The organism is Spirochaetota bacterium (assembly GCA_025061835.1).
Taxonomy (GTDB): Bacteria; Spirochaetota; Brevinematia; order DTOW01; family DTOW01; genus SKYB106.
The window spans coordinates 149557-172610 of the sequence record JANXAC010000001.1; the positions used below are offsets into that span (position 1 = coordinate 149557).

A 23054-nucleotide genomic window follows, 5' to 3' on the forward strand; every position below is an offset into this window, starting at 1 on the left:
ATCTATAAATATATTACATTACTTTAGGTTATTACGAAAATTTAAATATGAAAAAAGCTACTTTTCTACTTATTCTTATTCTGATACTAAAATTCAGTCAGGCTTACTCAGACACTATCAAAGTAAAGAACATAAGTAGGATTGTCGGTGGTGAAGAGATACAAGTCTATGGATACGGTTTAGTTGTAGGTCTTAAAGGAACAGGAGATACAACCAAAAACCTCCCAACATCACAGTCAATCGTAGAGTATCTCCGAGGTTTCGGGATAGAAGTTAGTCATACCAACTTCCAGTCTAGGAACACTGCATCTGTTGTTGTATCTGCTAGAATACCACCAAACCTTAAGAGAGGAACACTGTTTGATGTTAATGTTTCATCAATTTTTGATGCTAGGTCGCTAGAAGGCGGTATCCTAGTAAATACACCACTAAGAGACAATGAAGGTAATATCGTTGCTTTTGCTCAAGGTGCTATAGTTACACCTAAAGGTAGTGTTAGAACAACAGGAATAGTACCAAATGGTGGAGTGCTCCTTTCAAACTACACTGATAATGCGTTTGAAGATGGTAAGGTTAAGATTGCGTTTGAAAATGTATCGCCATCCACGGTTAATTCGGTTGTAAAATTGATAAAAGAAAACTTTGAAGGAGTAAATGTTTATCCCACCGATATCTACACTATTGAGGTAGAGATTCCCAAAGCGTTTGAAGGTAATGAAATAGAGTTTGTATCCAGGATAATGGAATTGGAAGTTGAACTGATTGATGAAGCAATTGTTGTAATAGACCAAAAGAGCAGTAGTATTGTGATAACCGGCAATCCTAAGGTATATCCTGTAAGCATTTCATACAAGGGTATGAAGGTAGAGTTTGGAGATTTTGGTAATTTTTTTGAGCGAGGTGAGGTTTATACCATACCTACAAACAACTTGAGAGATTTTGTTGATACTTTGTCAAAACTTGGAATAAAATCAGAAGACTTAATACAGATACTTATACTTATGAAGGAAGCAGGTGCTATAAAGTCAAGGTTTAGTTTTAAATAGTTGCGAGTAGGTATCCTTGTAGATGGAGAAGTGGATAAAGGAAAGACAGTTCTCTTTGAAAATATCAATCATTGAAGGAAGCATATCTTCAATCTCTGGTGCGATAATACATCAGGGGTTTTTCTTACAAAGCTTTATCATCTTTCTAAACGGTCCTGACTTTTGGATCTCAATCATACCAAACTCTCAATTCATATTCTCATTTATGGGCATCTTGAGTGGATATTATCTTACAAAGTTTGGTGAGAGGAAGAAGGCGAGTATAATCACAAATACTATATACAGAGGTATCTTCATTCTACCTGCGATAGCAGTACTAGTTTTTGGTAGATCAGAGATAACACTGGTGATATTCATCGTCTCAACCCTTGTATCATTCATATTCTTTAGGTTTTTGATGGTTATATGGATGAGATGGATGGACCTATTAGTGTTTGAAGAGACAAGAGGAAGGTATCTAGGAATAAGAAAAACGTTTGTAACATTCTTCCTTCTTGTTGGTTTTCTAGCAGGTGGATACATAGTAGAGTATTTCTCAAAGATAGGTAGAGGAGAGATAGCATACTTCATATTGTTCTCAACAGTAGCATTGATTGGAGTTATTGGTAGCTGGCTTTATGGATTCCAGTTTGACACAAAAACTAAAACTCAAAACATCAGTTTCAGAAAATTTCTGTCAATGGCTTTTGACTCTCTGAAAGTTAAGAAGTTGAGAGGCATAATAGTTTTTTTTGCCGTGTTTGAGGGAATTTCAGCAATAGGAGTTCCTTTTATACCAGTCCAGATTCTCAAAAACTTCGGGCTTTCCGCGGAATATTTAGGAATACAGTTCTCAATATATGCTGTTACGATGACTATATCAAGTTATTTCTGGGGCTTATTACTTGACAAGTTTGGCCCTAGAAGTGTATTACAGCTCTCAACACTTGGACTGTGTTTCACAATCTCACTGTGGTTTTTCGTTCCTAAAGAGTTGTGGTTCATATTATCCTTTGTTGAACCTGTGTTTTCTGGTATCTTCTCGGGTGGATACGAGTCAGTGTTTATGTATGTTATATTCTCAGAGGTTAGACAGAAGTTCAAAGATTATTTTTTCTCTGTTGTCAGTGCTATAAATGGTATCACCATACTTGCAGGTAGTCTGATCTCAAGTTTAATAGTAATGCTATTAGGTAACATAAGTGTATTCATTCTATACAAGGATTTTAAAGTTTATGAAATACTGTTTTTGGTGACCCTAATAGGTAGAATTATTTGCGGGCTATTTCTAGTCCCAAGCATACAATATAAAAAGAATGTAAAGAACGCGTTTGATCTTGTGAGGATAACACTATCAAAGATTTTCCAACAGTAAGTAATTTGGATACAAAGTGATAAGATACTTATAATTTCTAGTAAAGGAGAATGGTATGTCTAAAATCAAATCAACAACTGTTATTGGAATTCTCAAAGATGGCAAACTTGTGATTGGCGGTGATGGGCAAGTAACCTATGGTAATACCGTTCTCAAATCCAACGCAAGGAAGATAAGAAAAATATTTGATGACAAGGTTCTAGTTGGCTTCGCTGGGGCAACTGCAGACGCACTAGCACTACTTGAGAAGTTTGAAGAACACTTAAGAGACAACAATGGTAATATACTCAAGGCATCTGTGAGCCTAGCAAAGGAGTGGAGGACGGATAGACTACTTAGAAGACTAGAAGCACTGATGATAGTTGGGAACAAGGAGAAGATACTGATACTATCAGGAACGGGAGATGTGATAGAACCAGAGGATAATATAGCGGCAATAGGCTCTGGGGGACCTTATGCACTCGCATCAGCAAGAGCATTCCTTAAAGCAAACCCTAATCTAGACGCAAGGTATATAGTTGAAGAGTCTCTTAAAATAGCGGGAGAAATATGCATATTCACCAACAAAAACATAATTATTGAGGAACTTTAATGCCACACATTGATGCAACGACAGGGCTATTTCTAGTATTCCTAATCTCATCAGTATTACTCTACCTGCTTGGTCGCTTTGAGATACCTTTCATCGTATCACTTATTATAGCAGGCTTGATACTAGGACAATTCGGATTGCTTGGTGAGAATGAGATATTCAGAGAGATAGCAGACTTCGGCGTAATGCTAATGCTATTCTTCGTAGGTGTTGAGTTCTCCATTAGAACACTCTGGAGTTACAGGAAGGAAGTTGCTATAATAGGAGTAGGACAGATTGTTTTGACATTCTTACCATCCTTCGCTTTGCTAGCATACATATTTAACGACGTGAGAGTTTCATTCATCCTATCCTCTGTCATTACTATGAGTAGCACAATAGCAATATTATCGTTGGTAGAAAAGAAAAGTGCAATCGGAATAAGATACGGTAGAATTTCGTTCCTAGTAGCACTTATACAAGACATAACTTCTATAATCATCCTTGTTATTCTCTCTCTCATAACGACAAGAACTGACATTAGTTCTAACCTATTCTTAGGATTATTAGTTTTCACACTCTACTCAGTTGCCTTATACTACTTCACAAAAACGAAGTTTGCTGACGTATTGATTGTTAGAGATAGATACTTGATAGTTTTCCTTGCAATTGTGATAAGTTTCGGTAGTGCCGTAGTTGCAAAGTTGTGTGGTCTCTCCCCCTTCTTGGGCGCTTTTGTAGCAGGAATGATAATATCAGACTCGTTTTTTGGAAGACAGATCGCTTCCGAAGTTCTACCGATAAAGGAGATTTTTGTCGGTTTCTTCTTCATCTACATAGGATCAACAATCAAGATAGAACTTCTTGTCCAAAATATTTTATCTACAATCTTAGTGTCTGTTGCGGTGATGTTTTTTAAATTCCTTGTGATGTTCTTGCTTCTCCTATTTAGAAAGGAGTCAATAGAGCATAATTTAAGGGCATCAGTGCTTCTTTCTAATATGGGTGAATTTGGTCTTCTTATACTATCATTATCCCTATCTAGTAAGATTATAACAGAAACTACCTTCATAATATTTTCATCAGCTATCGTTATAAGTATCGTTATTACATCATTTATGTTCCACCTGATGGACAAAATCAGTAATAGAGTTCCAATCTTAAGAATCGGCAAAGTCGGGTATTCATTAGGAGACTTTGAAGTTGTGATTGTCGGCTTTGGACCTGTTGGTAAGAGAGTCGCTGAAGTTCTAAATACTATGAATATCTCAAACATAATTCTTGAGATGAATTCTGACACGGTCAGGAAGCATAAAAATGAATTTAACATACATTTTGGAGATGCTAAAAGAGAAAACATACTGAGATGGGCTGGCATTGAAAAGGCAAAACTTCTAGTCATAACTGCACCAATCCTAAATGAAGCATTATTCATATCTGAGAAAGCAAGAGCCATAAATCCAAACATAGACATATTAGCAAGAGTTAAATTTATCTCTGAAGTAGAGATACTGAAACAGAATAATATTCTCAATGTCGTTTGTGATGAAACTAGTGCGCTTGAATCTTTGATCAAACTTCTTTCTCAAAAGGTATGAAAAGTCAATGTCTAATCTTATACAATTTCTAAGTATGGAGTAAGATGAGACTGAGAGACACTATTCTTATTGTCTTTAGTGTTTTAGTTTTCATATTTTCCTTTTTTATCATATTCGCTACACTATACCGCAGTTCGCTGATGATGAATAAATACTTTCCTGGGTTCTTTGTCTACCACACTAGAGTTATAAATATCTATGATATTCCCGAGTGGTGGGGTGGCAAAACTCATAACTTACCAAAGTCTGCCATACTACTCAAACTAAACGATCAGGAGATAAATAGTCCATCTGATTTTTGGAGAGAAGTTTTCAACAATTTAGACAGAGAGGTTGAATTCAAAGTTGAGTATAATTTTAATGGCGATAAATTTATCAAATTTATAAAGTCTCAACGGTTTGAAATAAAAGATTTCATATTTTTTACTCTCTTTTGGCAGTTATCAGGGCTCCTGTTGCTTCTACTAGGCTTTGTCATGTTTTTGAGCAACAGGAGTAAGAAAGGTGTGTTATGGCTGATTGCAAACATGCTTACAGGCATTAATTTTATTGCAACACCATCCAGTTCTCTACTATCTGACGTATTAATCATAACTCTCGTTGAGAGACTTACATTTTCAATGTTTCCAGTGAGTATGATTTGGCTGTTCCTTAATTTCCCTCTGGTTAAGTTCAAAAAACAGATAAGATTAGTCATAATATCAATTGTTAGCGGTATAGGACTTTCCTTTATCCTAGTTTCTTTGATGGGGTATACCACCGATGTAAATATTATAATGTTTCAGGAGATGTATTATTTTTATCCCGCTATTGGTGGAATATTTGCGGTACTATCTCCAATTTATGACTATATCAGAGCAAGGAGATATAGAATACATAATCTATCAAAGTCTCTTTTACCCCTTATGGTTGGTTCATTGATTTTCATTCTTATCCCCTCATCACTAGCCGTACTTACCACCTTTATGTCACTACCGTCGTACTATATACCTCTACTGATCGTCGGATATCCATTAGTAGTTATCTTCACCGTAATGGTATCTACAGTTAGTTTCGTAAAAGAAGTGTCTATCAATCTTTCAGCAATCATTCTCATTTCTTTTATCTTCACTCTTGTGTATGTTCTACTCCACGATCTTTTCACCTTGATACCAAAAGGATTGTTCTTTATAATCTTTACACTCACATTTTCGGTAGTTTCAATCATAGTCTTCTCAATAGTTATGAGATATGTCAGTATGAGAAAGTACGGATTTAACAAAGAATTAATCCTAGAGATAGTAGATAAGCTCAAAATGGTAGATAGATTCGGTAAATTTATAGTCTTCGTGAATAGTCAATTAGGCAAGATACTACGATTTTCTTTCTCTAGATTTGTGTCATACAAACTTATACCTAAGGATGTTAGAAAAATGTTATTTCTTTCAGACAAACACTTTATGACGAAAGAGGAAGTTCAAGATTGTTGTAAGTATGATAGAATTGAAAAGTTTTCCGAGGTTATGGAGAAGTCTAAATATGTTATCGTTTTAAAAAATGATACTAAATTCTTTGGCATTATAGTCTTGGGGAAAGAGCAAGGGGGAACTGTATTAAGTAGCAAAGAAATTGATGTTCTAGAAGTTGTATCTAGGTTCATGGGTGCATATCTAAACTCTCTCATCAAGTATGTATCTCAAAGACCTATCAAAAGTATCCTAGAGAAAAAACCTTATTTCGTAAGCAATTTACTTACCAAATCAATACCAATTCATGATATTCACAGGAGTTCTTTTAGGGTAAGTTCATACCTAAATGGGAATCTAGACAAACCTGTTGTGTATAAATCAAAGGAAACTCATAACGGCTTGTTCTTCTGCATAGTTTGGATAGTGCCTGAGTCAGTACATACATTCGTTCTAGCATCTTCTATAAAGGGTTTTCTTGAAGAATACTTCTTTAGAGGTAATATTAACATCAATAAACTACCTAGAGAGATAAGAAACCTGATATACCTTTCCAGTCCTGTTGAGGTGGACGCAAACATAGTGTGCGGGTTTGTCAAGGATAGTATGAGTATGAATGTAGTTAATGATGGAAAGAGCTCAATACTTCTGGTTACAAAACATAATTCCGTTGTCCCAATGCCTATCCATAAGAGAGTTTTTAACTTCAACAAGATAAAGGATGGTGACAGTTTCTTCTTCATAACAGGTGAGGAAATTTCAACACAGTTTCACGAGGTCATAGAAATGGGGGTAAAAAAATTATCACCTCATAAACTCATAAAGAACTTACCTGACAAATTCATACTTGAGGTCAAGTTTCATGGTACAGATGTTCAGTGAACTTCTTTATCCCTTCAAGAGGACCTACTACTACTATTGACATATTTGCATCCATTACAGTATCTGCTCTTACATCAACTTTATCAACAAATACTTTGGATACTCCTTTCTCAAGTTGAACTACCTCCTTCCTAAAAGCCACTATTATGTTTAGGTTATACTCGTTTCTCAAGTTTAACTCACTAACTTTCTTATTACATATCTTTGACTCCGGAAGGACGTTTATTCTAGCTATAAAGTAATCCTCTATGAAAGGTGTTATATTCTCAATAGGTCCAGATTTAAGTAAAATCTCACCAACGGTCTTTACAGCAATATCGTAAGATGGAACTATATAACTAACTCCTAGCCTATTGAATATGTTCTCATATTTCCGGTTAGGTAGTATCACCAAAACATCCACACCAATTTCCGATGCTATAGATGATATGTTTATGATATCAAGGATTCGTTTTTCTTCTAGCGATATTATACACTTGTCAAAAGATAAAATATCTTTATCCTCAAGAAATTTTTTTGTTATCATTGAGTAATCATCAAGTTTTTCGTAATTACTAAGAATATGCGAATAACTACCTATTGAGAGTAAATAAACATCTACATTGTTTCTTATTAGTTCCTCTAACATTATTTCAACTAGGTCACCATCCCCTATTAGAAATACTCTCATATCGTTGATTATAAATTGTTAAGAATGTTCTTATCATCTAAATTTGATCACTAATATACATATATCATCATCTAGTTCTTGCTTTGAAAATTCTCTAAGATGCTTAAGTATGTTATCTACTATTTCTCTAGGTTCTAGATGCTTTGTCTCCAGTAGTATTTCCTTAAGTCTAGGTATTCCAAACTCAGATCCTTTCACATCCATCTGTTCAATTAATCCATCTGTGTACAGAAGCAATAAGTCTCCTTGATTTACTTCAACACTCTTCTTCTTTATGTTGATATTGCTAAAAAGCCCGAGAGGTTTAGCATCAGCAGACAACAGTTCTACTTTATTAGATTTCCTAACAAGTATGCCTGGGACATGTCCTGTGTTCGTGTAATGTATTATCCGCCTTTCAGGTACGTAATTGAGTATCAGAAGTGTCATGAATGTAAGGATATTTTCCTCGCTATAGAACCATCTATATATGTAGGAATTTAAATTTTTCATAACTCTAGTAATGTTCTTATTGTTGATATCAGTTGAGTTCAAGATAGCCTTCACCATCATTGCTACAATACCTGCTGATATACCTTTGCCTGACACATCTCCAATAGCGAATGTAAATCTCTTACCCATACTTATAATATCTAGGTAATCACCACCTATGTTATAGGCAGGTATATAAACACCATAAGACTCAAACCAACTGTTGCTTATGTAGTCTGTAGGTATCAGTTTAGACTGGATTTGCGATGCTATTCTTATGTCCTCTTCAAGAACCTTTCTCCTCTCCGCATCCTCAACGGTCTTAAACATCATTCCAAGTATGTTTATGAATTGCGATAGGTAGAATAACTTTTTAAAACTAACCTTATCGGAGTTGAAAAATACCAATCCCAATACATCGTAATTTGGTGAGTAGATAGGTATCATGTAATTACTACTAACTTGTGTGATGATCTCTTTTGAATTATCAAACACTTCTCTAGGGATAAGAGTAGTGTTTTTCAAGTCAACAAAAGGTATCATGGCTTTCGTAGAGCTTATAAATTTAGTTATCATGATGTCTTCTTTCGCAATCTCCCTTATGTAACTAGATTTTTCACCTTCTACAAGACCATAAGTTCCTTTGCCGTTGTCAATGAATAGTAATATGTCATTTGCTTTTATATCAACTACCTTGAACACATTCTTGATTACATTCAAGAAATCTCTCCTGTTAGGAAAGTCATACATTTTTGTAAATACCAATTCTACAAAGTTTATCATCACATCTTTACTAACTACGAAGTTAAGTCTATAACCGTATACCAGAATTAAAATACTTACAACATATACCAAGAAAACTATCGTAGAGTAATCCTTGAAAACGGATATTAGTATCAAAAACACTAGAGAGTATATTAAGAGTATTGCTACTCTAACAGGAGATGAAAGGATGAGTTTAAGAATAGTCATTTACTAGTATGTTATCAACGAATACACAGGGACATCTATGCTTTCTCTTCCTTTGAGGAAAGTTAGTTCTACTAGGAATGCCGTTGCTACCACCTCGCCACCTAGTTGTCTTACGAGTTCAATCATTGCTTTTGTTGTTCCACCTGTTGCTAGAAGGTCATCTACTACTAAAACTTTCTCACCTTTTGTTATAGCATCCTCATGCATTTCTAGGGTTGCACTACCATACTCAAGTGAGTAACTATAAGATATGGTTTTGTAAGGTAGTTTGCTAGGTTTTCTTACAGGAACAAACCCACATCCTTTGAGGTATGCTATCAATGACCCAAAGATAAACCCTCTAGCCTCCGGTGCTACAACCTTATCAAATTGAATATCCTTGACCAAATTATACAGATCATTGATTGCACTTTTGAAGACTTTGCCTTCCTTAAAAAGTGTCGTAAGATCTCTAAAAATTATACCTTGTATAGGGAAATCAGGAACATCTCTTATGAATTTCTTGTAATCCATTGCTACACCTCTTGAAAAATATTATAAGTGATAATAAAACTTTTTCAATTTAACTGACAGAGTTAGCAAAACCTGAAAATCAATATAAGACTTTGAACTTTTCTTGATAACCCCAAGTAATTTTACTTTTGCTATCCTTTTACATTTAAATATATGTCTCTTGGAGGTATTATGAAGATAGTTTTTGCATCGGACTTTGATGGAACAATATCGCTAAGAGATTTCTACTGGATTATAATTGACAAATACTTGGGTAAAAACTACATTGAACTTTACACACAATGGCAGAACAGGAAAATAAAAGATGTTGATTTCTTAAACATGGTCTTCAACAACATAAACAAGGATTACGAAACGGTTATGGAAGACATCCTTTCCATACCTATTGATGTAAGTGCCGTTGAATTTATAAACTGGTTTACAGATAATGTTGGAGACTTTTACATTATCAGTGCAGGCTGTAAATATTATATAGACATACTTATGGGGAAATATAACCTATCTGGTAAAGTCAATGTAATAGCAAACCCCGGATACTACAAAGACGGTAGTATATACATGGTTCCCGATACTACCAAAGAGTATTATTCTGAAATTTTTGGTGTTGATAAGGGCAAAGCAGTTGAAATGATAAAGAGAAACTCTGACTTCCTATTCTTCGCTGGAGACTCTAGACCTGACTACTACGCTTCTAAAGTAGCAGACTATGTTTTCGCTAAACACCAACTGGCTGATATTCTGAAAAACGAAGGAATAGATTTCTATGAATTTAGAGATTTTAAAGATATATTTGTTGAGACAAAAAGAGTTTTAGAACTACTAAAGGAGGGTAAGAAGATATGAATAAGTTTCTAACACCTAGAGAAATATCCATACCTTATGTTCTGAAGATATATAAAGGTTTGAAAGATGAGGTTGGAGAAGTATTAAAAAATATCGGTGTAAGTTCAGTTGTGATATTCTATGGTGAAGGTATTCAGAAAATGTTTGGTTCATACATAGAGAAATCAATAAAAGACAACGGTATATCAATGATTGAGATACTCGAAGGTAGGTCAAACAAGATTGAGGACATATACGACATTGCTTTTAAAATCAAGCAGAGTGATGTTATACTAGGTATAGGAGGTGGAAAGGTTATAGATATAGCAAAGTATGTGGGATACATAAGAAAGATACCTGTTATAACATTTCCTACTGCTCCTTCAAATGACAGTATATGTAGCCCATTGTGCTCTCTTATGGTAGATGGTAGGAGGACAACAGTCCCAGCAAAAATACCTTTTGGTGTCATTGCAGACACGAATATACTTTCAAGCGCACCAGAAAGTTTTATATACTCAGGTATAGGTGATATTATCTCAAAAATCAGTGCTCTATACGACCTTGACTTTGAAGAGAAACACAAGAAGATAAACCATGATGATTTCGCAAGGATGGTTGCCGAGAAGTCCATTGATAGCCTACTTTACTACAACACCGATAACATAAGAGATGAAGAGTTTCTAGGAAAGTTAATAGACTCTCTCATAATGAGTGGTATAGCAATGGAGATAGAAGGTGACAGTGCTCCCGCGAGTGGGTCAGAACATCTCATATCACACGCTCTTGACAAGATTTTACCAAACCCGCATCTTCACGGAATACAAGTAGGAGTAGCAACCTACATTATGGTAAATGTTCAGGAAAACCCACGAAGAAATATCGCTATTGACATTCTGTCAAACACAGGTTTTTGGGAATTCGCCAAGAAGGAAAACTTCAACCTTAACGCATGGCTTCTAGCAGTAGATAATGCCCCATCTATAAAACCTTACAGATTTACAACTATTCACGATGAGAAATACAGAAAGAAAGCAAAAGAATTTATACAATCCGATACTATGCTAAAGGAAGTCTTTTCAATCTAGACTATATTTTGGACATCTTGTTGATATATACAATGGTAGAATCTATATCATCTAGGATGTTTTTCAATGAATTATTTATTATGGAACTTGATATGGATAGTTCATCGTAATATTTCTTCAGTTTCTTATAGATCAGGTTTATGTCGTCTAACCTTCTACTAACTTCCATATAGAATTCAGGCACGATTAACATCATCTTGCTTACTTCATCAATCTTTCTGGTTATACTTCCCGCAAGACTAGAAAAAGTTTCAAACTTTCCAAGTATCACTGAGGCACTCTTTGCTATATTTTTTAAGCTCGTTTCTATTTCTATAAACGACATAACAAGTGTCTTTATCATATAATCACTGAACTCTGCCTTTGCGTCTAAATCCTGGATAAGAGCTTTTGTTGTCTCAACATTTGATGAGATTATATCCGAAAACTTTTTAGCCTGCTGTGAGAGTTTAGAGAATGATAACCCTTTACCTCCCAACTTTGACGCTTCAATGCTTATGTTTATTGAAAGTATTGACGATTGGTCTGATATTTCACTGAATACCTTTAGTCTATCAGTTAAACTTTTAGCACTATTCCTTAGTTCTTTTATTGATTTTGATACTCCCATTACCGACTTCTCACTATCCAATGCAATCTTGACCAAAGACATAACACCTGTATTTATATCTAAAACTGTCTGTTTCATACCTGCGAGTTCCTGAAAATCTCTTGCTAAACTATCAGATAAATTCGGTATATCTTTTGATACATCGTCGGCTTTTGACTTAAACTCTTTTGTAATCTTCTGGATGAAGTCAATAATAGGCCCCATATCACTAATAACCGAGTAGAGATCCTTGATAAGATTTTGAATATTGTTTTTATCAATCTTATCCTTGTGTAGTTCCATATTTGAATTACAACTCTCAAACTTCTGTATCATATTCTGGAATCTATTACTAAAAGTATTTATAAGATGTTCTTTCTCAACTAATACTTTAGTAATGTCATTGTTTATCTTGTCAATATCCCTTGCGTATGAAGTTAGTATAACTATTCCAGATGATAGAGAAGAAACAGCAAGTAGTATAGGCACAAAAGAACTGGAATTGTGTTGTATATCAAACACAATAAAAGCACTTATAACCGCTACGCCTATTAAAGAAAACATTGAAGTAGCACCTATAATTCTCTTAAAGTCTTTATCATAATCCTTATAGAAGACGTAGAATAATGTATATGCTAAAACATAAACAACTCCGAAAAAGAAGAATAATTTCACATTAGACAAAGAGTCAATAATTGAAACCACGATAAAAACTACACCTACAATAATATCAAACTTAGCGATATTTCGCTTCTGGAAGAAGTTTGATAGGAAAGACACTATACTGAACCAAATTATTAGAAGATATTTGGAAAAGCCAAGAGGTATAATAGAAGCTGGTATGACAAAGAGTGATAGAATATAAGAGTATCTCACAAATATCAGGATATTATTTGACACACCTTTCATCTCTCTGATTGTTTTGAGTATGTAGAACCCAAGAATAGCATATCCTACATAAACCAGAAGCGCCTGTATTAGAATATCCATATTAAGTATCTTATAAATATTGCAAGTCCAACCTCAAATTTAATGATTAAACATCAATAAAGTCTAAAATTTGAAGGTTATGGATAGATAACAATGCAATAAAAAGATTATCATATAAGACAATAACCATACAAACACTATCGCTGCCTACATTTTCAACACAATATTACTTCATTGACTAATTTATAGGCACAACATCAACATATTCAAAAAACTTAAATATCACCTACTATGACAAATTCATAATTACACTTGATCAACAAGCCTTCAATAATTTTGTTTACCAATAAAATCAATCCCTATTGTAATCTCTTACAGAGATAATATAAGCATTTTAGAAAAGTTATAAATTTCAAGAATCTAAAGATAGGACTTGGCACAAAAATTGCTTATACATAGCAATTCGGAGGTTTGTATGAGATCTAAAAGCGTTCTAAAAGAGCAGATGGAAGTATATAATGACCTTCACAATCTTGCTGATGAGATTGGTGTAGATGTTGTCAGCGTATATTACTTCTCAAAAGTAGACAAATCGCTAGTTCTGTTTGCAAGTTATGGACTAGATATGGATTCCTGGGGCTCCAGGATAAACATAGACAAAGGTTTGGTCGGCAAATGTGCCAGAGAGATGAAACCATTGTCAGTAAAGAACCCTATGAACCATCCTGATTTCTACTATCTGCCCGGATCAGGTGAAGAAAAATACAAAACATTCATATCATTCCCTATCACAGAAAAAGGAGAACTACTAGGAGTTCTAGTAATACAGACGATTGAGATGAGAAGTTTCAGATTTGAAGAAATAAGTAAAATGTATGACATAGCATATAAACATATACCCTATATCTACAGTAAAGCTCATGATCTTTAATCTAGCGTATAATTACTAGCTTGAGGTTAGTGTTAAATTCATTGCCGGCAATCCCAAACCTAGCGTATAATTACTAGCTTGAGATTAGTATTAAATCTATTGCCGGCAATCCTAACAAGATAGACACCAGTTCTAAAAGAATTATCAACCACTAGATTTATCTGATTAAGCCCACTTTGAATATAAAAATTACCCATGCTCTTCATAAGGTTACCTTCCATGTCGTATATATCTATACTCACATTATCACTTCCATCCTTTAATCTGAAATTGAGTAATGTTGAGTTTTGAAAATTATCTAACCTTACCACATTACCCGAAAACCATACCAGATCTTCAGGAGTCTTAAGAGTTTCTACAATCGTTTTAACATTCACCTTACCCCATCCCCAGCTCTCATCCCAGTTCTTACCATTTAGGTCGTATATGCTTACTTCTGAATATGTCTTCAAATAATTAATAATGTCAGAAGAAGTAAATTTCGGATTGACGCTAAGAAGTAAGGCTACTACTCCAGCAACAACTGGTGCTGACATACTAGTTCCCATCATACCTATATAGTTTCTATAAGTTTTGTCAACGTATCCGTCTCTTTCTGACTGTGAAGATAGAGGTGCGAATATTACAGCTCCTGGCGCAGAAATATCTGGTTTTTTTCTACCATCTCTTGTTGGACCTCTAGAAGAGAAGTAAGATATGTTGTCATTAGTTAATCTCGGTAAGTAAATATTGCCAGAAGTAGAAGAGAAGGAGTTTCTTGAGTTGTAAGACGATACAAAGATAACTTCGTCTATCAAAAACATGGAGTTTATGGTGAAATAGTTATCACCATTACTAAACTGAGATATAATGCCATCTGAATATTGAAGCCATCCGTGTAATATACTCGTTCCAGAGATAGTTTTAAACTGTATTTGCCAATTCCCAGTAGATATGGATTTTGACTGTGTGTCTAGGAATGTAATTTGTATATTTAAATCATTATTATAGCGGTTTGAAACCATACTTACAATTATCTCGCCATCTGGTAGTGAAACATTTTTAGTATAGTTATTACTAAATGTTATCCATCCCGAAGTGTTACCGTTAGGACTTACTATTCTAACCTCTGGTACAACGCCCCCATCTACCCAAAAATCAGCAACTAATTCATCGGCCTCCCGTGTTGAGTTTGAGGAAATCTCTAGGACTGATGATATTGGTATTAGTGTTATAGTGTTTGAAAAATGCTGCTTGAAGTAGCCACTATTCCCAGCAGAAACAACTATCACTTTACCTTCCCTTCCGTAGGAGTTAATAATGTCTTTCAGAACTAACGACTCTATATCGCTACCATCGTGAGACCCTATATCTAACCCGAGACTTAGATTGACAACGCATGATTTTCCAAGTTCTCTAGATTTCAAGAATATGTATTCTATACCTTCTAGTATTCCTATTATTGAGAAATCTGTCTTTACGACAATTAAATCACTCCCCTGCGATATTCCCGAATACTTACCACTACTCATCCTACCATTCCCAGTTGCAATTCCTGATACATGAGTTCCATGTCCTTCTTCATCCTTAACAAGCCCAAGGTCCCTATCTAGTTCAGATTTTGTATACTCTCTACCATACCCCAATCTTGAATTAGTTACATCTACTGTCTGATCCCAAACATACAAAATTCTACTACTACCAGATGATGTTCTGAAGTCTGCATGAGAACTATCTATACCAGAATCAATAACGCCTATTATCACATCTTTCCCCTGAACTTTGTCTTGTCCATAGTAGTTGTATATATAGTTAAGGTTAAGTTTGTCTCTAACCATGTCCAAATGTAGTTTCACCTTCCTAGGTAAAGTTGCATAGACTAGGTTGGTATCCCCTAATATGTATCCTAATTCCTCAATAGGAACTCTTAAAACCGCAAACCTACCACTTCCAGAGAAAGTCCTCAAGAGATACTTGCTTATCTGTGGAGATATACTATCTATCTCAACCAATAGATCAACACTTTTACTTGATACTCTTCCTACCCTCGTTTGAGACAAAACATTTACTCTCTTATCTTCTTTGTTAACACGATGGATTTCTAGAAAAGTCAGAAGGTCTGCTGATATGTTAGTTGAATATACACTCCTAGGTAATGTATATATAAACACAGAACTTAAGATAAAATACAGTAATACAAGATATTTATAACTCAAAACCTTCATACACACTATGAAGATTATAGATAATTCTCTTAGTGTTATCAAACTTCAAAAAGGGCAATTTTGAAATACAATACTTACTTGTTTAGAATATTCTAAAGATATTCTTTTTTCAGGAATTTATGAAGAAAACTGTCATTGTGTTGATAATAGTCTCAGTCATAATTCTGACTATAATTACTCTGTCGTATGTGTTCTACTTAATTGAAGTTAGGACTCTTCAAGATACTGCCGAGAAATTCATCAGAGCAGTTCAGTCAAAAGATAAAAATGTTCTTGAAAAAATATCTGGCGGAAGAATATTTGTAAATCTATTCTCAGGTGATGATAGTTCCAGAGAATACTACTTGGAAGAGATCGTTAATAAATTTCCGAATGATGCTGAGATAAGGTTTCTTAAGTCGTATAGAGCAACAGAATTCTCACAAAATGAAAGGAGAAGGTATGGTTCTATGTCTTGGAAGATAAATATACTAGTTATAAGCCACTCGCGTCAATACATAGGTGGCTATATATTCTACATATCAAAGTTAGAAGATACTGATAAAGAAAACGGTTCTTATGCTTACAAAGTTATAGATATATCAAACGTAGGAGAAATAAGTTTTTGAGTATGGTTTGGTTGTCTTTGACGATAATATTACTTGCTATAACTTTCTTAAGTTTTTACTACGGACTATGGATAATTGGAATCATATCTGTTTTATTAAATATCTCTCTGCTTTGGACTTGGAAGTTTGGTGCTGCTTGGGATCCTACTCCTATCAGTGTTGTAAGAAAAATTCTAGAATACCTTGAACCCAAAGAAACCGATGTTGTCTATGACCTTGGCTGTGGCGACGGTAGGTTCATAATAGAGGCTGTTACAAAATACAAATGTAGAGCAGTTGGAATTGAGATTGACCCCATAAGGTATATCATAAGCAAAATCAGGATCAAGATGCTAAATATTGAGGACAGAGCAAAAGTAGTACTAGCAAACTTCTATAATTACCCCATCAAGGATGCTACAATTGTATTCTGCTTTCTTACGGACGAGGCTAATAGAAAGCTTAGTATTAAGTTTTCAAAGGAACTATCCAATGGAACCATAATTGTTTCTTATATATGGAGATTCTATGGATTTACACTGGTAAATGTGCTTGATGATGATATATTCATCTATATGATTTAGAATCGTAAGATCCTAATCTAAACACTTAACTTTGTCAAAATTATAGTAAATCTATACCATGGACTAAAACTTGTATGATATTATTTCTCAAGCAAAACAAGTTTTACTAATCCCTTTTTCACAATAACCGATATAATAAAAATGAGAGGTTAGACAATATGAAAAAAGCAGTATTTGTAATACTTTTTTCGGTATTAGCCGTTTCTTACTTGAATGGAGTAGTCAAAGAAGTATTGATAGACTTCTCAAAATCGGATGAACTATTTCAGAGGTTCATGCCAGAACCTAGAGAAACCTATGAAACCAACGAAAACGGTGTATATAAGGTTTATGTAAGCGCCCAAGAATACTTTATAGAGAACTGGAAAGTAGAGCTAAACAGTTCAGCAAAGAATATGTCACTAGCGAATATGGTCAATAGTTACCCTAAAAGAGTTGAAAGCAAAACTTATGGTAGTGTGCTTGGTATTAGAGCACGATTCCCGCAAGGAACCATGCCTGCTTATGCAATAATAAGACCTAACTTCACAATACCAGCGTTTGATGAGAATGGTAAGTTCATAAATGTAGGTAATGGTGTTGTAATAAATGTTAATGAAATTAAATCTATCTCAATAAGAGTCTCTGGAAGAAATTACCCTTACCAACTTGCCATAAGGCTTATGGACAGAGATTTCAATATTCACGAACACTTCTTCGGAGACTTATTCTTTCAAGGTTGGAAAACTCTAGTTTGGTTTAACCCTAACTTCATTGATGATGAGAGGCTGAAAATAATCAAGAGAGATCCTCTCTATCCAAAACCTATACCATTTTATAGATTAGAATCAATCGTAATATATAAACCCCCTCAAGCTCAAGGTGGTGACTTCATCACATACATACATTCAATAGAGATGGAATACACACCATTCTTAATAGAACCAGCGGATGATATTGATGATGAAAGTATATGGCAGATATTAGCAAAAGAGACTATAAGAAGGAAAAATATAGAACAATCAAGAATGAATGACTTTTTTGAACTTCTTTTGAGAGAGAGAAAGAGACTAAAAATGATGTATAATGAATTACTAGAGGAAACGAGACAACAAAACCAGCAACAGCGGTAATGAGTATGTCAGAACTTCGTCAGAACATCGTATATAAGGAATGGGTTATCATAGCCAAAGAGAGAGCAAAAAGACCTCACGACTTCATAGACGATAGTCCTAAGCTAGTATCAGACAAAGAGTATGATGAGAATTGTCCTTTCTGCCCTGGGAATGAGGAGAGGTTTCCACATATAGAGGTAGATAGAGTAGGCGAAGGTAGTAAATGGTTCTTAAGGTCAGTTTATAACAAATACCCTGCTCTTAACATAAATACTCAGTTTGAGTGGTCTGAAAGAGATATTTACAGAACGATATCAGGGTATGGTATCCACGAAGTTATAATAGAGTCTCCTATTCACAACACTAATCCAGCACTTATGACGGATGAAGAAGTTGAGAGGATAATTTTATTCTACAAGAAAAGAGATATTGAGGTGTCTAGAAAGGACAATGTGGAATATGTTGTAATTTTCCGAAATCATGGGTATAAAGCAGGTGCTTCACTAGTTCATCCCCATTCACAACTACTTGCACTACCTATAATACCTAGGGATGTCAAACAGAGAGTAGAGGAAGCATTTAAATACTATAGCGATCACGGCAGATGCGTATTCTGTAAAATGATAGAGGAAGAACTAAAGATCAAAGAAAGAATCGTTATGGAGACAGAGTATTTTGTCTCAATTGTTCTATATGCAGCATCATCACCTTTTCACTCTTGGATATTACCTAAAAGGCATGTATCAAAATTCGCCGATACAACCGATAAAGAGATGAAGGATCTAGCAAAACACTTAAAAAAATTCTTGCTTAAACTCTACAAAGGACTTAAGAACCCCGACTATAACTATATCATAAGAACATCTCCTGTCTCATATGGAGTTAACAAATATTTTCACTGGTATATCACGATCGTTCCAAGACTTACAAGATCCGCAGGTTTTGAGTTAGGTTCAGGAATGTTTATAAATCCCTCTATACCCGAAGAGGATGCTAAGTTTTTAAGAGAAATTGAAGTTTAGAGAACTATTATATTCTGACTTATAAGAGATTCAATTACTTCTTCCATCTTCTTATTTTGTATATCTTCTGGTGAAATTATATCAAACATTCCGTCATCAGATAATACTATTGCGATAGCATTGTTATTCCTACTCTCAATGTATCTCAACGAAGAATTGTATCTGGAACCCCTTGAAGGTTTTTCAACGGATGATACATCTCCATCAAGTATTATCCCAATACCATAACAAATTCCATCGGTATCGGCTATTATAGCACCATCAATAGATGTTATAGCAGACATTATATCCCTATTAACTTCACTGTTATCCTCTATTAACTTGAATGGTTCTATCCTAAATATCCTGTTTGAAAGCCTTTCCGACTCATATTTGGCAGACTCTTGAGTTGTTATTATAAGTATAAGTCCATGATCCATAACTGACACTTCAGTTATAAGTTTAGTAAGTTTTTTAACCTTATCCTCGTCTATATCTTTAAATGTTGATTTGATGATATTCCTTAACATAGTCTTATTGATTGAGGTCCTTTGTGTCTCAGGAAAACCATTCTTGAACCTTATTATAGGCAGAAACTCTATACCTTCAATCCTCTCAAAAAGTTCTTTAGGAATCCTAGATTTTGATAGAGATGCATCACTTATCATTATCTCCCAAAAGTCTTCACGAAGTTGGAATAGTATAGACCTATATTCCTTATAATTACTAATCCTTGATAATCCAACTATTTTATCGTTATATCCTACTATGACTAGTTTCCCACTACTAGCAAGTTGCAATATTTTTCTAATTACTCGGTAGTTCCTCCTATCAAACTCTGTTTGATTTGTGAATACCATATCAACCTTCTCATTTCTAGGAATAAATATTATCTTGCTTTCAAGTTTTTTACCTTCATAAGTCTCATTAGAAAGAAAATTGAGTAGAAAGAATAGTTTTTCTGATGAAAACCTTTCATAACCAAGCCATTCAAAAAGACGATTTATAAAACGCTTTGAGATATTCCTCAATATTTCCTCTTTGTCAGAAAACATTATACTGCTTATATCTGAAATACCACTTAAGAACTTATTGACAATATCATCCATTAGAAACTCAAAGAACGAGGGAATGCTCTCTGGTAGTGTATAACTCTCTACCCTATGGTACGAAACCTTAACTCTTACAAACTTATCCTTGTATTTAGGTATCGCATAATGATAAATATTTTGACCAGGAGTTCTTTCTTTTATCTTCTTTACCATATCCTTTGAAACTATTTCAGTCTCTATACCGGGGCTCTGGTAGAAGAAAATCAACGATAAAACTTCACTAATAAAAGTTTCTAGGTTCTCCTTTATAGTATCCAACTTTGGTAACATAATCTTTTAAAATCATAATAAAGATTTTAATGTTTTGAAATCTACTTTGATACCAAGTCTCAAAACTACATGAGAGGGATAAAACTACTACTAGACGCTGAATAGAAATAAAAATCCTCAAAGCCCTAAAGGTTAATTACAGTATTCTTCATTGAAAATAATATATTGCTAAGAAGTGATGGTTTATTTATGTTTGTCCAGTAAATTCTGTTTGCTATTGAGCCAAATAGGTTTGAATACAACAAGCACTAGGTTATAAATCTAACGAAACTCTGTGAATACAAGACTTTGAAATCTCACTTTATAACACTATTTAAACTTTTGTTCTATAGTGCTAATAGATTCCTACACAACCAGACACTTATAATTACATTCAGTCTTATGAAAGTCTTACTAGTAGGTGCTTATGGACAACTTGGAACGGAGTTTAGAAAATTCTTTGAAAGCAAAAGTATTGAATACATACCCGTAAGCAAGAATAAGAGAGACGATAAAACTCTAGTTGCTGATGTATCTAGTATGTTAAGCATTAGCAAAGTTTTTGACACAAGTAGGTTTGATGTTATTATAAACTGTTCTGCTTACAATCAGGTTGATAAAGCGGAAACTGAAGGTATGAATGAAGCGTTTAGCACAAACGTGATAGGCGTTGGGAATTTAGCTTGGATTTCTAGGATTATGGACATACCTATAATTCACTACTCAACGGACTATGTCTTTGATGGGGAGAAAAAATCTCCATATGTTGAGGAAGATATTACAAACCCTCTATCAAAGTATGGTTTCACTAAACTGCTTGGAGAAAAACTTCTATCGGAGGTCTGGAATAAGTTTATATGTATCAGAGTAAGTTGGGTTTTTGGGAGAGGAGGTGAGACAAATTTCATTAGAAAACTTCTGGAGTGGAGTAAAAAAGGTTCTGTTAAAGTTTCTACCGACGAGGTATCGTCACCAACTCCAACGGATGTAATAGTGAAAGTGAGTTGGAAACTACTTGAGGAACAAGCATTCGGTCTCTACCATCTCTCAAGTGAGGGAGAGTGTAGTAGGTATGAGTATGCTAAATTCATTCTAGACACGCTTAAGTGGAACGGTGAAATATCGGAAACAACGCAATCATACTTCAACCTACCTGCGAAAAGACCTAAGTATTCAAAACTTGACCCATCTAAGGTGAAAAAAATAACTAAAATTGAGATACCACATTGGAAGGATTCCGTATATAAATATTTGAAGGAGGAGTATAACTTATGAAACTTCTTGTTACGGGATGTGCTGGATTTATTGGGACTAACTTCGTTTATTACTACTTGAGAAAACACAAGGATAGCCTGATAGTAGGTCTTGATAAGCTCACATACGCTGGTAACCTTGAAAACCTTTCAAAACTTGATGAAGACAGTAGAAAAAGATTTGTTTTTGTAAAAGGAGATATAATTAATTCTGAACTTGTCAATCATCTTTTCACTCTATACGACTTTGATGTTGTTGTGAATTTTGCCGCAGAGTCGCATGTTGATAGGTCAATATTTGACCCTCATATATTCATACAGACGAATGTTTTAGGTGTTCAGAGCTTATTAAGCGTTGCTATGGACCATTGGAGAGTCGGAGAGAGGTGGAAAGGGAATAAGTTATTTGTCCAAGTATCAACCGACGAAGTTTACGGATCGCTGGGACCTGAAGGATACTTTACTGAAACAACCCCTCTTGACCCACATAGCCCATACTCGGCAAGTAAAGCAGGAGGAGACTTAATTGCTAAAAGTTATTACGATACCTTTGGTATGCCTGTTGTAATAACAAGATGTTCCAATAACTATGGACCTTATCAATTTCCAGAGAAACTCATACCTCTAATGATTTGGAACTGCCTAAATCACAAAGAATTACCTGTTTATGGTGATGGTAAAAATATAAGAGATTGGCTTTATGTTGAGGATCATTGTATAGCGATAGACCTAGTAATACAGAAAGGTAGGATAGGTGAAGTTTATAACATAGGGGGACACAACGAGAGAGAAAACATATATGTTGTGAAGAAAATAATAGAGATTTTAAGGAAGAAAACCTCCGATGATAGGATAAATGAGAGTCTCATAAAGTTTGTCAAAGATAGACCAGGACACGACAGACGCTATGCGATGGACCCAACAAAGATTATGAATGAACTAGGATGGAAACATACTCTCTCCTTTGAAGAAGGACTTGAAATTACAATTGATTGGTATCTCAACAATCTTGATTGGGTCAGGAATGTAATATCAGGTGAGTATCTAAAGTTCTACGAAAAGAACTACACAAATAGGTAGTCAATTCA

The 23054-nt window shown here is 34.6% G+C and carries 20 protein-coding genes; 14 read left to right on the forward strand and 6 right to left on the reverse strand.

All coding sequences use genetic code 11. The features are described from left to right. Positions 1-47: 47 nt before the first annotated feature. The 5 genes from NZ579_00715 to NZ579_00735 are packed head-to-tail and all read left to right on the forward strand — an operon-like array spanning position 48 to position 6896. Positions 48-1046 (forward strand): flagellar basal body P-ring protein FlgI, encoded by a 999-nt coding sequence (locus NZ579_00715; protein ID MCS7298466.1) that lies wholly within the window; start codon positions 48-50, stop codon positions 1044-1046. 22 nt (positions 1047-1068) lie between these two features. After that, positions 1069-2400 carry an MFS transporter gene (locus NZ579_00720; protein ID MCS7298467.1) on the forward strand — a complete coding sequence of 444 codons (1332 nt, stop codon included), beginning with the start codon at positions 1069-1071 and terminating at the stop codon, positions 2398-2400. 55 nt (positions 2401-2455) lie between these two features. Further along, entirely contained in the window at positions 2456-2992 is a 537-nt protein-coding gene (hslV, locus tag NZ579_00725) for an ATP-dependent protease subunit HslV (GenBank protein ID MCS7298468.1), read from the forward strand. After that, positions 2992-4569 carry a cation:proton antiporter gene (locus NZ579_00730; GenBank protein MCS7298469.1) on the forward strand — a complete coding sequence of 526 codons (1578 nt, stop codon included), beginning with the start codon at positions 2992-2994 and terminating at the stop codon, positions 4567-4569. The genes hslV and NZ579_00730 overlap by 1 nt, the downstream gene beginning before the upstream one ends. A 44-nt stretch (positions 4570-4613) precedes the next feature. After that, positions 4614-6896 carry a hypothetical protein gene (locus NZ579_00735; GenBank protein MCS7298470.1) on the forward strand — a complete coding sequence of 761 codons (2283 nt, stop codon included), beginning with the start codon at positions 4614-4616 and terminating at the stop codon, positions 6894-6896. On the opposite strand, the gene NZ579_00740 is transcribed toward NZ579_00735, so the two are convergent. From NZ579_00740 to NZ579_00750, 3 genes are read right to left on the reverse strand one after another with little or no spacing between them, the layout of a single operon-like run. Continuing rightward, complete coding sequence (locus tag NZ579_00740; GenBank protein MCS7298471.1) at positions 6868-7566, reverse strand: hypothetical protein; 699 nt, start codon at positions 7564-7566, stop codon at positions 6868-6870. The two genes, NZ579_00735 and NZ579_00740, sit on opposite strands and share 29 nt — an antisense overlap. A gap of 33 nt (positions 7567-7599) precedes the next feature. Further along, on the reverse strand, positions 7600-9009 hold the full coding sequence (locus NZ579_00745) for a serine/threonine-protein phosphatase (GenBank protein MCS7298472.1): 1410 nt from the start codon (positions 9007-9009) through the stop codon (positions 7600-7602). A gap of 3 nt (positions 9010-9012) precedes the next feature. Further along, a complete protein-coding gene (locus tag NZ579_00750) occupies positions 9013-9522 on the reverse strand; it encodes an adenine phosphoribosyltransferase (protein ID MCS7298473.1) in 510 nt (169 codons plus the stop codon). Between the two features lie 171 nt (positions 9523-9693). Here NZ579_00750 and NZ579_00755 point away from each other — a divergent pair, with 171 nt between their 5' ends. After that, positions 9694-10365, forward strand: coding sequence for an MtnX-like HAD-IB family phosphatase (locus tag NZ579_00755; protein MCS7298474.1), 672 nt, complete (start codon positions 9694-9696; stop codon positions 10363-10365). Further along, on the forward strand, positions 10362-11432 hold the full coding sequence (locus tag NZ579_00760; protein ID MCS7298475.1) for an iron-containing alcohol dehydrogenase family protein: 1071 nt from the start codon (positions 10362-10364) through the stop codon (positions 11430-11432). The genes NZ579_00755 and NZ579_00760 overlap by 4 nt, the downstream gene beginning before the upstream one ends. A gap of 1 nt (position 11433) precedes the next feature. Here NZ579_00760 and NZ579_00765 read toward each other — a convergent pair whose 3' ends face one another. Then, a complete protein-coding gene (locus NZ579_00765; protein ID MCS7298476.1) occupies positions 11434-13011 on the reverse strand; it encodes a methyl-accepting chemotaxis protein in 1578 nt (525 codons plus the stop codon). A 415-nt stretch (positions 13012-13426) separates the two neighbouring features. Between NZ579_00765 and NZ579_00770 the strand changes: the two genes are divergently transcribed. Further along, complete coding sequence (locus NZ579_00770; protein MCS7298477.1) at positions 13427-13882, forward strand: GAF domain-containing protein; 456 nt, start codon at positions 13427-13429, stop codon at positions 13880-13882. Positions 13883-13941: 59 nt separating this feature from the next. Here the strand turns inward: NZ579_00770 and NZ579_00775 are convergent, their stop codons facing one another. Then, a complete protein-coding gene (locus NZ579_00775) occupies positions 13942-16086 on the reverse strand; it encodes a S8 family peptidase (protein ID MCS7298478.1) in 2145 nt (714 codons plus the stop codon). 119 nt (positions 16087-16205) lie between these two features. On the opposite strand from NZ579_00775, the gene NZ579_00780 reads away from it, so the two are divergent. From NZ579_00780 to galT, 4 genes are all read left to right on the forward strand, one after another. Then, positions 16206-16694: a hypothetical protein gene (locus NZ579_00780; protein ID MCS7298479.1), complete on the forward strand. Its 489-nt coding sequence runs from the start codon at positions 16206-16208 to the stop codon at positions 16692-16694. Between the two features lie 2 nt (positions 16695-16696). After that, positions 16697-17257, forward strand: a complete 561-nt coding sequence (locus NZ579_00785) for a class I SAM-dependent methyltransferase (GenBank protein MCS7298480.1) — start codon at positions 16697-16699, stop codon at positions 17255-17257. Between the two features lie 158 nt (positions 17258-17415). Then, positions 17416-18369 carry a flagellar filament outer layer protein FlaA gene (locus tag NZ579_00790; protein ID MCS7298481.1) on the forward strand — a complete coding sequence of 318 codons (954 nt, stop codon included), beginning with the start codon at positions 17416-17418 and terminating at the stop codon, positions 18367-18369. Between the two features lie 5 nt (positions 18370-18374). Continuing rightward, complete coding sequence (galT, locus tag NZ579_00795; GenBank protein ID MCS7298482.1) at positions 18375-19373, forward strand: galactose-1-phosphate uridylyltransferase; 999 nt, start codon at positions 18375-18377, stop codon at positions 19371-19373. Here the strand turns inward: galT and NZ579_00800 are convergent. Beyond that, positions 19370-20734 (reverse strand): diadenylate cyclase, encoded by a 1365-nt coding sequence (locus NZ579_00800; protein MCS7298483.1) that lies wholly within the window; start codon positions 20732-20734, stop codon positions 19370-19372. The two genes, galT and NZ579_00800, sit on opposite strands and share 4 nt — an antisense overlap. A 381-nt stretch (positions 20735-21115) precedes the next feature. On the opposite strand from NZ579_00800, the gene rfbD reads away from it, so the two are divergent. Next, positions 21116-21988: a dTDP-4-dehydrorhamnose reductase gene (gene rfbD, locus NZ579_00805; GenBank protein MCS7298484.1), complete on the forward strand. Its 873-nt coding sequence runs from the start codon at positions 21116-21118 to the stop codon at positions 21986-21988. After that, entirely contained in the window at positions 21985-23046 is a 1062-nt protein-coding gene (gene rfbB, locus NZ579_00810) for a dTDP-glucose 4,6-dehydratase (protein ID MCS7298485.1), read from the forward strand. The genes rfbD and rfbB overlap by 4 nt, the downstream gene beginning before the upstream one ends. The last annotated feature ends 8 nt before the right edge of the window (positions 23047-23054 follow it).

Bases quoted from the DNA above. Each gene is read 5' to 3' on its own strand.
- NZ579_00715 (MCS7298466.1), top strand. From the start codon at position 48: ATGAAAAAAGCTACTTTTCTACTTATTCTTATTCTGATACTAAAATTC.
- NZ579_00720 (MCS7298467.1), top strand. From the start codon at position 1,069: ATGGAGAAGTGGATAAAGGAAAGACAGTTCTCTTTGAAAATATCAATC.
- hslV (MCS7298468.1), top strand. From the start codon at position 2,456: ATGTCTAAAATCAAATCAACAACTGTTATTGGAATTCTCAAAGATGGC.
- NZ579_00730 (MCS7298469.1), top strand. From the start codon at position 2,992: ATGCCACACATTGATGCAACGACAGGGCTATTTCTAGTATTCCTAATC.
- NZ579_00735 (MCS7298470.1), top strand. From the start codon at position 4,614: ATGAGACTGAGAGACACTATTCTTATTGTCTTTAGTGTTTTAGTTTTC.
- NZ579_00740 (MCS7298471.1), bottom strand. From the start codon at position 7,566: ATGAGAGTATTTCTAATAGGGGATGGTGACCTAGTTGAAATAATGTTA.
- NZ579_00745 (MCS7298472.1), bottom strand. From the start codon at position 9,009: ATGACTATTCTTAAACTCATCCTTTCATCTCCTGTTAGAGTAGCAATA.
- NZ579_00750 (MCS7298473.1), bottom strand. From the start codon at position 9,522: ATGGATTACAAGAAATTCATAAGAGATGTTCCTGATTTCCCTATACAA.
- NZ579_00755 (MCS7298474.1), top strand. From the start codon at position 9,694: ATGAAGATAGTTTTTGCATCGGACTTTGATGGAACAATATCGCTAAGA.
- NZ579_00760 (MCS7298475.1), top strand. From the start codon at position 10,362: ATGAATAAGTTTCTAACACCTAGAGAAATATCCATACCTTATGTTCTG.
- NZ579_00765 (MCS7298476.1), bottom strand. From the start codon at position 13,011: ATGGATATTCTAATACAGGCGCTTCTGGTTTATGTAGGATATGCTATT.
- NZ579_00770 (MCS7298477.1), top strand. From the start codon at position 13,427: ATGAGATCTAAAAGCGTTCTAAAAGAGCAGATGGAAGTATATAATGAC.
- NZ579_00775 (MCS7298478.1), bottom strand. From the start codon at position 16,086: ATGAAGGTTTTGAGTTATAAATATCTTGTATTACTGTATTTTATCTTA.
- NZ579_00780 (MCS7298479.1), top strand. From the start codon at position 16,206: ATGAAGAAAACTGTCATTGTGTTGATAATAGTCTCAGTCATAATTCTG.
- NZ579_00785 (MCS7298480.1), top strand. From the start codon at position 16,697: ATGGTTTGGTTGTCTTTGACGATAATATTACTTGCTATAACTTTCTTA.
- NZ579_00790 (MCS7298481.1), top strand. From the start codon at position 17,416: ATGAAAAAAGCAGTATTTGTAATACTTTTTTCGGTATTAGCCGTTTCT.
- galT (MCS7298482.1), top strand. From the start codon at position 18,375: ATGTCAGAACTTCGTCAGAACATCGTATATAAGGAATGGGTTATCATA.
- NZ579_00800 (MCS7298483.1), bottom strand. From the start codon at position 20,734: ATGTTACCAAAGTTGGATACTATAAAGGAGAACCTAGAAACTTTTATT.
- rfbD (MCS7298484.1), top strand. From the start codon at position 21,116: ATGAAAGTCTTACTAGTAGGTGCTTATGGACAACTTGGAACGGAGTTT.
- rfbB (MCS7298485.1), top strand. From the start codon at position 21,985: ATGAAACTTCTTGTTACGGGATGTGCTGGATTTATTGGGACTAACTTC.